The 14,627-nt window shown below is 60.3% G+C and carries 16 protein-coding genes and 1 pseudogene; 8 read left to right on the top strand and 9 right to left on the bottom strand.

Annotated elements, in window-relative coordinates; translation table 11 throughout:
- Positions 1 to 33 precede the first annotated feature (33 nt).
- Entirely contained in the window at positions 34 to 390 is a 357-nt protein-coding gene (locus tag BLS91_RS18505; protein WP_092342421.1) for a MerR family transcriptional regulator, read from the bottom strand.
- A gap of 45 nt (positions 391 to 435) precedes the next feature.
- Between BLS91_RS18505 and BLS91_RS18500 the strand changes: the two genes are divergently transcribed.
- Positions 436 to 903 carry a VOC family protein gene (locus tag BLS91_RS18500; RefSeq protein ID WP_092342419.1) on the top strand — a complete coding sequence of 156 codons (468 nt, stop codon included), beginning with the start codon at positions 436 to 438 and terminating at the stop codon, positions 901 to 903.
- A gap of 203 nt (positions 904 to 1,106) precedes the next feature.
- Here BLS91_RS18500 and BLS91_RS18495 read toward each other — a convergent pair whose 3' ends face one another.
- From BLS91_RS18495 to BLS91_RS21235, 6 genes are all read right to left on the bottom strand, one after another.
- Entirely contained in the window at positions 1,107 to 2,246 is a 1,140-nt protein-coding gene (locus BLS91_RS18495) for an LCP family protein (RefSeq protein WP_241983043.1), read from the bottom strand.
- 463 nt (positions 2,247 to 2,709) lie between these two features.
- Positions 2,710 to 3,282: a hypothetical protein gene (locus BLS91_RS18490; protein WP_092342415.1), complete on the bottom strand. Its 573-nt coding sequence runs from the start codon at positions 3,280 to 3,282 to the stop codon at positions 2,710 to 2,712.
- Positions 3,279 to 4,025 (bottom strand): hypothetical protein, encoded by a 747-nt coding sequence (locus BLS91_RS18485; protein WP_092342413.1) that lies wholly within the window; start codon positions 4,023 to 4,025, stop codon positions 3,279 to 3,281. The genes BLS91_RS18490 and BLS91_RS18485 overlap by 4 nt, the downstream gene beginning before the upstream one ends.
- Positions 4,022 to 4,390 (bottom strand): PadR family transcriptional regulator, encoded by a 369-nt coding sequence (locus BLS91_RS18480; protein WP_092342411.1) that lies wholly within the window; start codon positions 4,388 to 4,390, stop codon positions 4,022 to 4,024. The genes BLS91_RS18485 and BLS91_RS18480 overlap by 4 nt, the downstream gene beginning before the upstream one ends.
- 135 nt (positions 4,391 to 4,525) lie before the next feature.
- Positions 4,526 to 5,329, bottom strand: a complete 804-nt coding sequence (locus BLS91_RS19800) for a hypothetical protein (RefSeq protein ID WP_134505194.1) — start codon at positions 5,327 to 5,329, stop codon at positions 4,526 to 4,528.
- Positions 5,326 to 5,817, bottom strand: coding sequence for an RNA polymerase sigma factor (locus tag BLS91_RS21235; protein WP_092342409.1), 492 nt, complete (start codon positions 5,815 to 5,817; stop codon positions 5,326 to 5,328). The genes BLS91_RS19800 and BLS91_RS21235 overlap by 4 nt, the downstream gene beginning before the upstream one ends.
- A gap of 762 nt (positions 5,818 to 6,579) precedes the next feature.
- Between BLS91_RS21235 and BLS91_RS18470 the strand changes: the two genes are divergently transcribed.
- Positions 6,580 to 7,137 carry a hypothetical protein gene (locus BLS91_RS18470; RefSeq protein ID WP_134505195.1) on the top strand — a complete coding sequence of 186 codons (558 nt, stop codon included), beginning with the start codon at positions 6,580 to 6,582 and terminating at the stop codon, positions 7,135 to 7,137.
- Positions 7,138 to 7,653: 516 nt separating this feature from the next.
- Positions 7,654 to 9,096 carry an ApeA N-terminal domain 1-containing protein gene (locus BLS91_RS18465; protein WP_092342405.1) on the top strand — a complete coding sequence of 481 codons (1,443 nt, stop codon included), beginning with the start codon at positions 7,654 to 7,656 and terminating at the stop codon, positions 9,094 to 9,096.
- A gap of 242 nt (positions 9,097 to 9,338) precedes the next feature.
- Here BLS91_RS18465 and BLS91_RS18460 read toward each other — a convergent pair whose 3' ends face one another.
- The gene (locus BLS91_RS18460) at positions 9,339 to 9,656 is read right to left on the bottom strand and encodes a putative quinol monooxygenase (RefSeq protein WP_092342403.1); all 318 of its coding nucleotides are present in this window, start codon (positions 9,654 to 9,656) and stop codon (positions 9,339 to 9,341) included.
- On the opposite strand from BLS91_RS18460, the gene BLS91_RS18455 reads away from it, so the two are divergent.
- Complete coding sequence (locus BLS91_RS18455) at positions 9,543 to 10,421, top strand: TetR/AcrR family transcriptional regulator (protein ID WP_338061611.1); 879 nt, start codon at positions 9,543 to 9,545, stop codon at positions 10,419 to 10,421. The genes BLS91_RS18460 and BLS91_RS18455 overlap by 114 nt on opposite strands.
- A 156-nt stretch (positions 10,422 to 10,577) precedes the next feature.
- Here the strand turns inward: BLS91_RS18455 and BLS91_RS18450 are convergent, their stop codons facing one another.
- Positions 10,578 to 11,048 (bottom strand): GNAT family N-acetyltransferase, encoded by a 471-nt coding sequence (locus BLS91_RS18450; protein WP_092342451.1) that lies wholly within the window; start codon positions 11,046 to 11,048, stop codon positions 10,578 to 10,580.
- Positions 11,049 to 11,631: 583 nt separating this feature from the next.
- Between BLS91_RS18450 and BLS91_RS18445 the strand changes: the two genes are divergently transcribed.
- The 4 genes and pseudogenes from BLS91_RS18445 to BLS91_RS20850 all read left to right on the top strand — a co-directional run.
- A complete protein-coding gene (locus BLS91_RS18445; protein ID WP_244288024.1) occupies positions 11,632 to 12,054 on the top strand; it encodes a GntR family transcriptional regulator in 423 nt (140 codons plus the stop codon).
- Between the two features lie 161 nt (positions 12,055 to 12,215).
- Positions 12,216 to 13,052: a hypothetical protein gene (locus tag BLS91_RS18440; RefSeq protein WP_134505196.1), complete on the top strand. Its 837-nt coding sequence runs from the start codon at positions 12,216 to 12,218 to the stop codon at positions 13,050 to 13,052.
- Positions 13,053 to 13,070: 18 nt separating this feature from the next.
- Complete coding sequence (locus BLS91_RS18435) at positions 13,071 to 13,847, top strand: alpha/beta fold hydrolase (protein WP_338061610.1); 777 nt, start codon at positions 13,071 to 13,073, stop codon at positions 13,845 to 13,847.
- 612 nt (positions 13,848 to 14,459) lie between these two features.
- Positions 14,460 to 14,627 (top strand): annotated as a pseudogene (locus BLS91_RS20850) (IS21 family transposase); the annotation flags it as partial.

Genomic DNA, 14,627 nt, shown 5'->3' with positions numbered 1-14,627 from the left:
TAAGGGGTTCCCCTTACAGGCACGGTGAGGGAATTAGTCGGAAGAGTCGCCAGTTCCCAGTGCGCCCACGACGGCGTCCAGAGAGACCAGCGTCTCGCCCAGGGAATCGACTTGTGCCGAGATTCGTGCCCGTTCGCTAATGAGTCGATCGCGCAGTAGCGGTGTTCGTGCCGCAGGGTCCGTGATGCAGGGAAGAAGTTCTGCGATTGTGGAGCTACACAGGCCGGCTTGATAGAGACGTTGAATGAGAAGAACGCGCTCTCGCGCCGCATCTGTATAGAGCCGTTGACCGCTGGTCGAACGGTTCGACGAAAGTAGGTGCTGCTCTTCGTAGTATCGGAGTGATCGCGGGCTTGCGCCGGTTACTCGGGCCAATTCACCAATTCTCACTAGCCGCTTGCCCTTACATTGATGTCAGGTTTTAGTCTAGCGATCATGACTACACACACGAATGGTTCTGACCACGTCCTCCAGCTTCGCGTCATTGTGGAAGCGGAGGACTTCGACGCTGCCATCGCCTTCTACCGCGACGCTCTGGGACTGCCCGAAGAAATCGCGTTCGAGGGAGAGGGTGATGCGCGCGTCTCAATTCTGGATGCCGGTCGGGCGACCCTGGAAATCTCGAACCCAGCGCAGAAGCGAATGATTGACCAGGTCGAGACCGGGAAACGTCAAGGATCCGGCGTTCGACTCGCATTCGAGGTAACCGACGGCCGCGGCGTCACCAAAAGACTGGCTGCGGCCGGGGCGACCATTATTGGTGAACCACGCGAGACGCCGTGGCGATCGCTCAATTCCCGACTCGGTGCTTCCGCCGGGCTTCAGATAACCGTGTTCGAGGAGCTGGAGAAGGTGCACGACCGGGCACAACGAACCGGATTCGGAACAGCCGACGCGCGATAACGGCGAAGAGTTGAGTCACTACCAATCCGCCGAGACGAGAGATCGTTGCCACGAGGTGGATGTCCGTTGTGTGTCCGGATGAGGTCGCTGTCCCGTTCCGGGTTCCCGTGGGGAACGCCAGGTCGAGAATCAGCGTCCGTGGCGTGCTTCAAACACCGAGTTCCTGATTCATAGTACTTATCGCCCCGTGTTGCCGACCGCCGTCACCCGGTGCTGGCCTCGGCGCACGATTCGTCCTGCGCCGTTTGGCCAGTGAGCCCGTTCATGGCCTCAACGGTCGGTGCTGGGGTGGGGAGTGCGGTTTCGCGCGAAGGCGGTGGCGTTGACGTTTCCATAGATATCGGCGCATCCGTTGTCAGTGCCGGAGTGGACGTCGTTCCCGGGAGAGTGAAGGGCTGACCGGCAGCGAGTTTGGTGAACATCTCCGCAGCGACGGCTTCTGTTGGAACGACCTTGCCCGGGTAGTTGGGATCTCCCGTCGTGCCGGGATATTGCACAAACAGCATTCGGTCCAGATCGATGTCTTTGAGCGCCAATGCCATCGACACCATCGTGTCGATATCGGCAAGGGACGTTGATAGTTGAATGTTGGATGCCGCCGCGTTGGCGAGGTTGATCAGGGTTGGGATGTTCGTGAGTGTTCCGTTGCCCTGCACGGTGCGCATGAGTGAGGCCATATAGATCTGCTGGGAGGAAATTCGTGCCAGGTCACTTTGGTCGCCGACGCCGTGGCGGCTGCGCAGAAACGCCAGTGCGGTGTCCCCGGCGACGATGCTCGGGCCCGCGGGCAGATGCAGGCCTGCAGAGTCGTCGTCGATGGCCGCAGTCAGGCAGATAGGCACTCCGCCAACGGCGTCGCTCATCGGCACGACCCCGTCGAACGAGATGAGTCCGGCATACGGAATGGTCAGCCCCGTCAACTCGGACACGGTCTTGACCACGCAGAGCAACCCGCCACGAGACATGGCCTCATTGACGGGCCGGGCGGCCATCGCCGAAAACTCGGCCCCACTCTCGGCATCCATGCAGGTGGGGTGCGGCACGATGAGGTCACGTGGGATGCTCACGACGACCGCGTTACTGTGGTCGGCGGACACGTGCACGAGAATGTTCACATCGTTGCGGGTGCCGTGGCGTTCACCGTAGGCCGCGTTTTGGGTCGCGTCGTTGTCGACGCCGACCATGAGGATGTTGAAGCCATTTTCGTAGCTTTCGAGCTGCGGCACGGGCGCCGCCGGGTCGCCACCGGTGATGTCGATGGCGTTGTCATCGACCGTCTTGCTGAAACTCCACACCGCAACGGCAGCGACCGCTGACGTGCTGACTACGGCAACGGTCAGCATGGCCGCCACCAGTTTGAGGGCGGTGGCATACGGATTCGATCGCTTTAATCGACCATGCCGTGCGATCCCGACCATCCGTTTGCTTCGCCTGCTCGTGTCCGCCAAAAGTCCCCGTCCATTGCGCCCGGTCCATGACCGAACGTTCTCTCACCATCACGACCGATCATGACCTCCTTGTAGGCATCCCGTGGGGGCATCGTGACTACGTCGTCCGTGATGACCCGTCGCGCTGCCCAAGTTGTGTCAGCATTTCTGTCACGAATGGTGTGATGTCGACCGATCGGGTGGTGGGGGCATCGATTGTTTCGGGACGGATCGGTGGGATGGGTGTTGCGCTGTCGGTCATGATTTCCTTCCGAGAGTCAAGTTCTCTTGAGCTTCGACGGGTGGCACGGTTTGCCTGTCACCGACGGGTCGATGCGGCGGCCCCAGTGGTAGCCGAGCCGCGCAAGTCGGCGACTCGTCAGTGCTTGTTGTCGTTGCCCATGTTGTGGACGGCGTAGCCCCAGCATCCAGCGTCGTCCCAGTGATAGTCGGCGCCGGCTCCGGTGTCACCGTCGAGGGCCAGTCGGGCGTTTGCCCGCTCCGAGGCGGGAAGCGTGTTCACCCACATCACTGGACGTACGGCACTGTCTCCTTCCCTTTCCCAGAATGGTTCAAAGGTGTACGAGTATCCCTTGTCTTTCATGCAGGCCGCCGTGATCGTTTGAGTTTCAATCCACTCGCGCCCGTTGGCTTGTTCATCGGGGGTCATCGCAGTGAAGGCGTCGGATAACAGCGGATCGACGATGTCGGTAGGTTCGATGGAGTCTGCGTCCGATGTTTCCGACGTCGTTGGGGTCTCGGTTGGGGCGGGGGTAATCGCGTCGGCGGGGACGACTGCCGCGGTGGGGAGGCTTTCTGCCGCGCGGGTGGCGGACTCGTCCGCGTCTGCGGGGTTGAGCGTTGCTGCCGCGCCCATTCCGAAGACCGTCAGCGAGAGGGTGAGGAGCCCGGCGCCGACCACACCGATGCCGAGTGCAAGTTTCTTTTTCATCGAGTCATCTCTCCAATTGTTTTGAGTCGGGTGCTGGTATCTGCAGGGGTGGTCCGGTGTTCCGGCCACCACCAGATCGCTGCCGCAGTGAAGAACATGCCGAGCCCGACGATGAGGCTGTTGCTAGCAAGCTCCCACCCGGGCATCGTGAAGGTCAGGGCTCCCACCGTTGTGCTGAGGGAGTAGAGCTGGTAGAGCCCAAAGTGAACGAGTCCAAAACTCGGAAGTACCATGATGAGAGCGCCCCCGACACGAGTCCGCCGGCGAAGTAACAACACAAGCCCACAGGCAGCGAGAGCAGTGAACGACGCGATTGTCACGGCGGTCGCGGAGCCAGGTCGAATCTGCTCCCCGATCGTGCTGAGTACAATCCGGGTGAGAACAAACAGTCCCCAGCCCAATACCGCGGAGGCCGCGACCAATACCAGCGACGATACGGCTTCCTCGATCCGAAGTCGGCGAAAGCGGGTCGGGTCGGCCAAGGCGACTTTTCTACGCTGTGCGTGACGCCAGGTGAGGTCGGCCGGAGCGCCCCTCACCGCGCGTCCGAGAATCTCGCGAGCCGCCGCGCGTGGCGTAGTTCCTGATTCATCGGCCCAGATCGCGTGCTCATAGAAGTCCGAGGCAAGTTCGTCCCGCCGCGTGGCAGCGACCTCGACATCAACGTCGCGGGTATACCACGAGCACCAGCGAGAGACACGGGAAACGGCATGATGATAGGACGTGGACGTCAAGACGCTCATGCGAAAGTCACCCCTGCCTGTGCGATGCGGGGCACGCTTGCCTCGGTGCGGGGCGTTTCCGCCTGGGCTTTGACGAGGGCACGTGAACCTTCCGCCGTGACCATGTAAAGCCGGCGACGGGGCCGACCTTCGGATTCGGCGCTGGCCGGATCTTCCCAGCTGGCATCGAGGATGCCGGATTCAGCCATCCGAGACAGCGCCTTGTAGAGAGTGCCGTGCGACGTGAGCGCGGAACCATCGCGGGAGGAGAGATGCTTTGCCAAAGCGAAGCCATAAAAGCTGCCCTCGCTCGCTTGGAGCGCGAGCCCGCTCTCGAGGATGTCAACCTCGATCGGAAAGAGTGTGCCGGGTCGTCTGCGTGCCATACGTCCCACTATAGGAAGATAGCTTCCTATAATCAAAACCTCGGCGAGGACCTGAACCCGATCATCCCGCACGGGGTTCCTTGCAGGCGGACCCGTGGCCGGATCTGTTTATGTAGCCGAGCATCATGTCGTCTGTCAGTCGGAAGGGTAGCCCAGCAGGTCTTCCGCGCGCGAGGTGCTGGTGTCACCGGACTTTGTTTTGATGGTGAACGAGCCATCGATGACGGTTGCGTCAGTTTCGCTCGGCCACCATGCTGACCAATAGCCGTTGCTGATCGTTGCGGTGACGTCTTGTCCGTCCTCGTGCATGACCACGCTTTCTACGTTCGCTCCTACTCGGCCCAGGGCAAACCCATAACCGTGTGGAGGGAGACGTGCTCCGCCTGGACCGAAGGTGATGCTGTCCGCCTGCGGCAAGGTGGGTTCATAGCCGGCGGACTCTAGAAGTATGTACGTGGGGATGTTGTCGGTTCCTACGCACCAGGCGACGTCGTCGCCCTTGGCCACGACTACTGAACCGACGACTCCCCTCAGGTCTGAGCTTAGGATTTCAACGGGACCGGGCGATCGCGAATTTTGTGACAGAGTTTCCGAACAGTTTTGTTCGACTGGGGAATTCGGTGAACTCGGAACGGGTATCGCCGTCCATCCAGCTAAGTCGGCAGCGGAGAGTGGTTGGGTTCCAATCGCCAGTGTTGTTGACGGTACTGGCGAGTCAAGGGCGACACTCGCCGCTAGGCCCGCGATCAGCAACCCGCACAGGCCTCCCGCTACTACCAGCCGTGCTCGACCGATTGAGGATTGTCGATGAGGAGCCTCCGGCGCGGAAACAAGATTCTCAAGGAGTTGCGCTTTCACTTGGCGATCATGGTCGCTGAAATGACTTGCCGGCTCGGGGTTGAGAGCAGCTAGGCGGGTAATCGTATCGATATTCTTCATGACGCAACTTCCTTAACTCGTAAGCACGCGGTCACTGCGGTCACGCTAAGCCCTCGGTCGCGGACCGAGTTTGCGAGACGGTGTTTGGCCCGTGTCAAACGCATGGCGTATGCGCTGCGGGTGCATCGAAGGACCTGAGCGCCTTCCCTGTCGGAGAGCCCCTCCCAGAAGTGGAGGGCGAGGACCTCTTGATCGATATGAGATAAGGCACGCCAGGCGGCGATGAGGTCGAGATCACTATCAAGATCAGGGCCAACATCTGGCTCATAAGAACGAATAGCTATGCCCAGTTGTCGGGCCTGCCCGCGATGGGCGATCTTGAGGACATTCGATGCGGTGAGAAATAGCCATCCTCGTGGCTCCGAGGGCAGCGTGCGGCGTTTCTTCCACGCGATCGCGAAAGTCTCAGCGACCACATCCTCAACGACAGAGGGGTGCCCTCGGCGGCGGACATATCGAAGTAGGTCTGAATAGCTCTCTTCATACATCGCGACAAACCTCTCGTGAGAATCGATGGTCGCCTGCCTTTCATGGTGATGATTGGTGCTGCCCTCACCTTAGACATGTCACGAACGACCACAAATGCAACGTCATCGACGAAAATAATGGAATGTGACGTAGTGGCCGGTAGCCGGCCTAATACGCAATACCTATTGGTCGACCCAGTCAATATCGAGCTTCCGCCGACCTACTCGATCGACATAACTTCGGTCGTCGAGGTTGACTCTGAAAAGGCGTCGCCCGGCAGTAGAGCAGTCTTCCCGTTAGGTGTTCCGCAAACGACACACTCAAGTGTCGCGTTGGGCGTCCGGCCTGCGGACGCTGTTGTTGAAATCAATCCCTCGGCGGGTGGCAAAGACGACGTGCTCTCTGGTCGCGGTCCTCTGATTTCGACAAGCTCGATCCAATCGCTGTCGTGTCTCGACCAGCTCGACAGCCGGCACCGTCTACGGCGCGTGTCGACCCGGTGACACGCCGACGTCGCTGGCCCTCGATAAAATCGGTCATTCTGGACGTGACAACACATGGGCGCGACTTGACTAGACTCGGGAAAAAACAGGGAGCTTCACGTCGTGATCTCCCCAACGAGCGGGGGCTCAATGATTCTCAGTAATCCCAGACGTATTAACCAGTCGCTGCGTGGCCTGCGGATACTTGTCTTGGCCGCTGCGGTCGGCCTAATGGTGTCTGGGTGCGCTTCCTCGAAGCCCGAAGCCCCGGAAGCGAGCGCAACCCAAACGCTTCCCGCCGTGACATCAACTCCAGCTACGCCACTTCCTGCACCGGTCGTGTCGACCATCGTCATGAGCGGTTCACAACTGATGAGCGAGACGGCCACCGAGCAGCCGGTCTCGACTGTTAACTTCGCCGACGGCACGGAAGCCTCCGTCGCCTTTCTCACGGCCGCACTCGGGACAGCGCCCGAGCAGTTCCTCGAGAGCGAGATCGAGGCGTGCAATAACGTCACGGCCCGCTATTCCTGGGGCGGCACCGCACTCGTGCTCGACGTCTGGGAGCCGGCCGGTTTCGTGGTCACCTTCGGCGACCCCAGCTTCAATGGCATCGCGCTGCAGAGCAGTGGAGACTTCGGTGTCGGCGACAACGCCCAAGCCTTCTTTGATGCACTTCCCGCAGAGCAGGCATTCGACGACAACGCCGACAACTCTGGGCCCTTCGTCTACGACAAGGTAGCCGACGCCTCGCCGTGGGGAGAGGACAACGCCTATGGAGGCGCTGCCCTCATGCAACCCGGAGGAGTCGTGAGCAGGATCGTGTCGCCCGAAACGGCCCGCGCTTTCTACTGTTAGTGAGGCTCCCCGCAGAGCCCCGGACGCGCATACGACCTCCTCGGCGTCGGCTGGATTCCGCAGGACGGTGACGGCCACCGCGTAGACGATCCGACTGTGCCGCCGGAAAATCGTCGCGAATTCCCTGCGGTCGCCATCAACGCACTGGTCGCTGAGCTCCAGGTCCGTTGATGAGCTGGCCGAATTTCCATCACTGTCGCAACTTGCATTTGACGTTCACTGCGTCCCCCTCATTTACGTTCTTTCCAAATGATGTCGGGAATGACGGATTCGTCTCAGAACCGGCGGCCGCGACGACTCAGGCGCCCACACGAGTCCAACACGCTTGGGACACGTAGCGTCCCGCAGGGGGTTCCCCTTTCGGGCGTCCGTGACGCAGCCGCTAGTCGGCTGTCCAAGACACGGCAGGCATGCCCCAAAACATGGCACCCCCTGCGAGCAATTTCACCGGCCGGGGTCAGCGCGCATCTCAATAGCGACGATCCCGGTGTCAGCCCCATACGAGACAATTAACTCATGGGAATGCGACGTCTTGAATTTGGTGACAGCCTCAGCGGACTGCTGATCGACGGTGACGCGGACACGCCCTACGTCGGGGCGGCATTTCAACTGACGCTCGACAAGGGCGTGACGGTCGACGTGCCCTTTCTGTCGAATCGGAGCGTTGCGCAGTTTGGTCACGTCCAAGCGTGGTTCACCGATCAGGCCCCGCCGACCAACATGCTCTTCTTGACGTCGGAAGGCACCATTTCACTTTTCGACATTGCATGGAGCGGGCACTCCGAAAACTGGGGCGGGAGGCGTGCATCAATAGGATCGCTGCGCCCCGCCCTTACCGTCCTCGGTGACCGCGACGGCGCGTTGGCTGACCCGCTGGTCATGAGCGAGATGCAAAGTCGGTTGGATGGGTTGAATGAATGGTCGCGTTTGTCAGCCGTCAGCAGCGACAGGGAGACTGATGAGGAGGGCCTCATCCAGTCTGTGACGCTGCTGCTTCATCGAGACGACGGCATTACCTGGCAGCAGGGCGACGCAACGATGACCATTCGGGCGGGGTGGTATTACTCGCCCGATCAGGATGGGTATGGCCGGAAGACGATCGTAGACGACAACGTGCATATCGAGAGCACCTTCGGCTCGGGACCGACGCCCTTCTGGGGACACTTTGTGGAACAGCGCAAGGTCGCGAACCTGATGGTCTTCCTCTTCGGGCGACCACTGTCGTTCCGCGAGCATAAGCTGCGCGATGACCTTTTTGCCTCGCGGATGATGGACGGGCGTATCCACGCGCATCCGCTAACCGAGATCATCAGTCGGCACACCTACCAGGAGCGGCGCACCGAAGTTCCGTCCAAGAAGGATCTAGGACATCCGATCGCGCACATGGCCCAGATCGGGGCCGAGGGACTCGCGACATGGTCGGAAAAATACGAGACCTGGGAGCGTTTCATTCTCCCTAGCGTGAGCGTGTTGGGTCGACCTGGGAGGTTCATCGAGGATGTCGTCATTTCAACTTCGATGAGCATGGAAGCGGCCGGCGGCATCCTTGGTGAATGTGCCGGCGAACGAGTGACGTGGAGCCGAGGGCGCATCTCGAGACCCACGACTGCGACGTACGTCTATAGATGCCTAGACGCGCTGGCAGTGCTGTGGCCCGAGCGCATTCGCGACCGCGTCGGGCTGTCGCGAGCTATTGCCAACAACTACAACGATGTCAAACACTTTGACCGGGGCGAATTCCCTGACCACGACGAGTCCTACGTCGTAAGCGAGGTCAATCAAATGATCGTACGCCTACTGGCGATCTACATAACCGGCCGAAGCGAAGAGCTTCTCTCGTCATACCGTGAAGGCAACAATCTCTACATGATCAAGCAGGTGCTCGACGGGTACGGACTCCGAGTTGACGAGACCGGTCGTTGGCATCGCGACACCGATGACGTGCCTTCCGACCAATAGGCAGCTTGCTCGATCTCTTCGACGCATCGATCGCTGAGAATACGAAAGGCCGGAACAGCGACCAGCCATCGATCAGCTCGGGCTCGCGGTTTCGTGCGCAACAAATTTCCACCTTCCCGCGAGCCAAACGTGCGGGATTCGGAGCCCTGAGGAAACTAATACGCTGCCTCCACCGCATGTACGACGCCTGTCCCAGAAGGCGTTCGGCTTACGGGCAGCTCGTCGAGCGAACTATCTCGCCGTTAGATGCTTGGTGACGCCTTGGACCAAACGGGGACAAGCTGCTTGACGTCAGGGGGGCCCAGGAGCAAGGGGGTGACCTCGTGCTCGTAGTCGCGATAGGCGGCGGTGGTCAGGAAAGCGGCGGAGGCGGCCGCATCGCGATACACCTGGAAGGCGCACACGACGTCCGGGACGGCGGGGTCGACGCAGTAAAAATAGGCGTCGTGGCCGTCGTTGGCCTGGACGGCCGGGGCCATGTGCCGGTGCCAGATGGCACGAACGGCATCGCGTTGACCAGGCTTGGTCCTGTGCGTGATCAATACGGCGATCTGAGACATGGTTGCCCTTTCGATTCTAGCGAAACGAAGCGTTTCGGTTGGCAGCCTACACGAATCGTTTCGTTTCGTTACACTCGCCCTGTGACCGATCAACACCGCGAAAAGCCGATCCCTCCCTCTCGGCGTTCATCAAGCACACACGAAGCGGTTTTGAGGGCGGCGATCGAGCTATTCGAAAAATCTGGATACTCACGCATGACCATCGACGCGATCGCGGACCGGGCTGGCGCGAGCAAAGCCACAATCTACCGATGGTGGGCGGGCAAGGGAGCGATACTTCTCGAAGCGTTCCTGTCTGGGGTCGAAGCTGACATTGCTTTTCCTGACAGTGGGACCCTGCGGGAGGACCTTGTCGCACAGGTGTCCGCTCTCGCACACGTGCTCGGACAAACCAATCTGGGGCAGATGGCTATCGCGCTGTTGGGCGAGGCCCAGCACGACACGCAGCTAGCGGCGGCCTTCAGGTCGGGGTGGCTTGAGCCGCGGCGGACAGTGGGGCGCGAGGTCCTCTTCCGCGCCACTGAGCGTGGCGAACTGCGTGCTGATCTCGACCTCGAAGTCGTGCTCGACGGCCTGTACGGACCCGTGTACCTGCGGTTATTGTTCGGACACGGTCCTCTGGACAGGCCCACGATCGAGACCTTGGTCGACCAGGTTCTGCAGGGAATCGCACGCCAGAAAGACGCTGAAAGGAAGTGTTCGCCGGCCCACGCGAATCCGACGGTGGAAACGGAACGCTGGGCCATCCTCACCGATGGCGCGTGAGATACCCGATACCGCTGAGGGTTCGGTATACGGGCGTCCGTCTCGGGCCTCGGGGCGCCAACCAGCAATGGCGAAGGACATTGCCATCACGCCGAGGGTGACCAGTACAAAGGTGGCAGTTGGACTCATGCGGCCTTCCTGTCTCTTTCGGAAGGCTCAGATGAACTTCTTGAGCATCTTCACCGAAGTTGTTTCGTACCCAAGCGAGTTGTAGAGCCCCCGGGCGCCGGTGTTGAAACCGAAGACGCTAAGGCCGAGAGAATGCGCACCGTGTGAGCGCGCGTATTCCTCCCCGAGGAGCATGGCCGCTCTCCCGAAACCCTGACCACGCTGGTCAGCGTTGATGACAATGTCCCAGACCCACCACGCCCCTGGATCGGCGCTGACATCCTGTCCGATCCACAGATATCCCACTGCCGCACCCGCCTCGTACATGACGTGAAAGACCTCATTGCCAGGGCTCGGAGCACCATCCGGGAACGAACGAGCCATGCTCTCGGCCGCTATGCGTTGAGCTTCCTCGTGCGATCCACCCTGGGTAACCAAATCAGCGACGTATTCGGTGCAGCTGTGGTCCAACCACGACGGGAACTCGCTAATGAGGATTCGCTGAAGGGTCACAGTCATCTTCCAATTCTTCCAGACAAGAATCGGCACCAGCGCCAGCCGAAGATTGCCCGAATAGCGTTCCGCTTGCGGGACTGGGACGCTGTCATCCAGCAAGACTGGGTGGAGCCGTTGACTGTTGGTGTTTATTTGAAAAGAGAATTTTCGGGGTGTCGTGGCTTCTCCAATCTTTACAAGTACATTCATCCTCGGCGGCATGATCCGCGGGATGTTGGATGCCGCGTACGCCGTGCGTCCACGCCCATAGCAATCCAGCCATTAAGGCGGTGAGACTGAAGCCGGCTGATGCGGCGCTCCCGACAATCCCTGCTGGATAGAGCAGCCAGCAACCGGCCACTGCCACAGTGATGACAGCCAGACGGACGAGAGCCCGGCGGTGGACCGTGATACACGTTGGTCGAGACTGGAGGGTTGTATTCCTGCGTAGTCCAACGACTCGGTTCGGTGGAATTACTCCGATGAGTAGGTTTGTGGCTTTCGATCATTGATCTCCCGACCGCCAATCTGATCAGCGGGCAGGAGCGTCGTCAAGTCTCACTCTGCGACGCCGGGGCGGATGCGTTGTCTCGTAGAAGGTTGGCAATTGGATGCATGGGCGCTCGGGTCGTCAGATTTCATCACACTCGATTGTTCTAGTATCGTTGCAAACATGTTGTTCGTGGTGGATGCGTCTTCGTCGGTATCGCTGGCGGAGCAGATTGCTGTGCAGGTGCGTTCCGGGGTGGTGAGCGGTGACCTGAAACCGGGTGAACGGCTTCCTCCAGCACGTGATCTGGCGAAGTCTTTGCGTGTGAACATGCACACGGTGTTGCGTGCGTATGCGGAGCTGCGAAACGACGAAGTGATTGAGATGCGTCAAGGGCGGGGGGCGTTCGTGCGCAAGGACGCTGGCGCCGGGCTTATTCACGTGACCGAGCTGGCAGCTCAGTTGATGCACGAGGCGCGAAAGCTCGGGTTGACCCAGTCAGATATTGTGCGATTGATCCAGAGGGGTGGAATTAGATGAGTAACAAGAGAGTGAGTGCCGAGATAGTTCGGAGGGTTCTGGCCGCGGCCTCGTTGTGTGTACCGGTGTTGGTGGTGATCATCTCGTGGTGGGTCTGGCGAGATAGCCTTCCCGCTGAGCTCGCCTCGCATTGGTCGGGTGCAGGGCCGGCTGATGACGCGATGTCTGTGGGAGCGCTGCTCGCCCTGAACCTGGGGATGACGGGCGTGCCAGCCGTCGCCGGAGTCACGATAAGTGTCTGGCCCGGAATCAGCGCGCGGGCCAGGCGAGGTGCCTATTTCTTCCTCGGCGTGTTCGGCGGGATGGGTGCCGCCACATGGTTGCTCTCCGCTGGGCTGACGATGCAGGTCGGCGACCCGTATGAAGTTGTCCTCGGGGCATGGGTCATCGTGTCTTTCGTCGCCGCTGGCTATGGGATCATCCCATTCCTAATCGCACCACGGCCCCGGCTGAAGGCGACGGATGTCGAGAAGCGAATCGACTTCGCGCCCAGTGCCGTTGGTGCTTGGTCCCAAACGATCACGGGAAACATGTTTCTTTGGGTGGCGATTGGACTGATCATTCTCGGGTCCGTCATCTATGGGCCAGCGGTCATCGCCGGGCGGGCTTTGGACCAAATCGTTGGCATAGTCGTGATGGCTGTCGCCATTGTTTTAGTTGCCTCGTTCGTTCGGTTGCGCGTGACTGCAGATTGGCGGGGTCTGCGGGTGGTCTCGGCCATTTTTCGGATTCCGTTGAAACGCATCCGCTTGGACGCCATTGATGTCGTCGAGGCCGCCGAACTTCGACCCGCTGAGTGGGGCGGGTGGGGGTATCGAATCATGCCCGGACGATCCGCTGTCATTTTGAGGAAGGGGCCTGGGCTGATTGTGACGACAAAAAGAGAGAAGCAGTTCGCGATCAGTCTCGACGATCCCGAAACGCCAGCAGCCCTGCTAGCAACGCTTCGAGACGACAATGCTGCAGTGCCGGAGATGAAGCGGGAAAGCAATCCATGATGGGAATGCCCGGCCCCGGTGCCTTCCTCAGACGGCCCTGGTGAGAGGCTTGCGCTGGTGCAGGTGAATAGGTTCGGCCCTGTCGACGGTCCGCCGGTCCTTCTTTTACACGGCGGCGGGGTCGCGGGGTGGATGTGGACCTCTCTGCGCCGGAGCCTGGAATCGAGGTACCGGGTGCTCGTGCCGGATCTTCCTGGGCACGGCCAGAGTGCCGGGGAACCGTACCGTTCACATGTCGAAACGGTGGCTGCTCTCAGCCATGTGCTGAAGCGCAACAGGTCCGCTCCCGTAGCAGTAATCGGGTTCTCCTTGGGCGCCCAACTCTCCATCGAGCTAGCAGCCAGGTACCCAGGTCTCGTTGATCGTGCGATGATCGTCAGCGCACAGGCACAAACGATGACCTTCACTAAAGTGACTCTTCGCGTTCTGGGCGTCGCAGCACCCTTGGCACGAAATCACCGGTTCGCCCGGCTCCAGGCTCGAGAATTGTTTGTGCCCCCGGAGCTTATGGACGAATATTTAGAGACCAGCGCGCGAATTTCTAAAGCTACGCTGTTGGCTGCTGTCGGAAACAACATGCGTTTTCAGGTGCCGAAATCATGGTCGAACTTCCGGGGTCAGGCACTCGTGATGGCTGGGCGACGCGAGCGCGCATTGATGCGTGACTCCGCAGCCGCGATTCACGCGGCTCTGCCCGAGAGCGTTTTGGAAATAGTCGATGATTGCGGACACGGAATCCCGTTGCAACGCCCCGACTGGTTCAACAACCGCGTTGCCGCATTCCTCGTGCGGTGATAACCAAACCTGGCTCTATTTGGATGCTGCGGTGTCTCGACGGCCGGCGATGAGCACTTTTGTGCTGAACAGGACGGGGTTGTGCCGTCGGTGGAATTTACCGAAGCCGCGCGCTCCCGAGACGAGACAACTACGTAACGGTCGCACCACGCGTACCGAGAGCAGGCCAGAAGGCAAGGCTGGGAGGACAAAAAACAATTCCGGATCGAGATCGCATCCACCGAAGCAGCTCCGGAATCATCGTCCGACGCGCGGGTTGAGGCGCTGTCAGCCTTGCCGTCTCGTAGGGGGTTCCCATACGGAACGCAGTACTTGTCGAGGATTGCTTGTTGGCCTGCTCGTGTTCCGGATCGGGTCGCCAGGCGTGGATTGAGCTGTGATTCGCCGTCATACATATATATGACTTCGTTTAGCGCCTGTCGGCGGACATGAGAAGCTGCCCGTAGGCGGCCACGGAATTGCCCGCTGACGGCCAGGAGATCTGCCCGTTGGTGGCCATGAGATCTGCCCACTTCCTTTTCTGAGCCCGACCGGTTAACCGGCGGGAGCCTCTCCCTGGGGTTTGATTGCGGTATCTAGACGCATCAAGCCAGTTCAGGAAGAGGCCCATTTATGAAGGTAGACGTAGAAGTTATGGAAATTCTCGCTGCGTATGATCTGACACGATCTTTTCGCGCTGCTGCGGAGCTGACGGGGTGTTCGCACCACACTGTCGCCCGGCATGTTGCTGCGCGGGATGCGGGCCACCCGCTCGCTGAACCGGTCTTTCGGGCCCGGGTC

The sequence above is a fragment of the Cryobacterium flavum genome (genome assembly GCF_900103805.1).
Lineage (GTDB): Bacteria > Actinomycetota > Actinomycetes > Actinomycetales > Microbacteriaceae > Cryobacterium > Cryobacterium flavum.
This window is presented reverse-complemented; position numbering and strand designations above follow the sequence as displayed.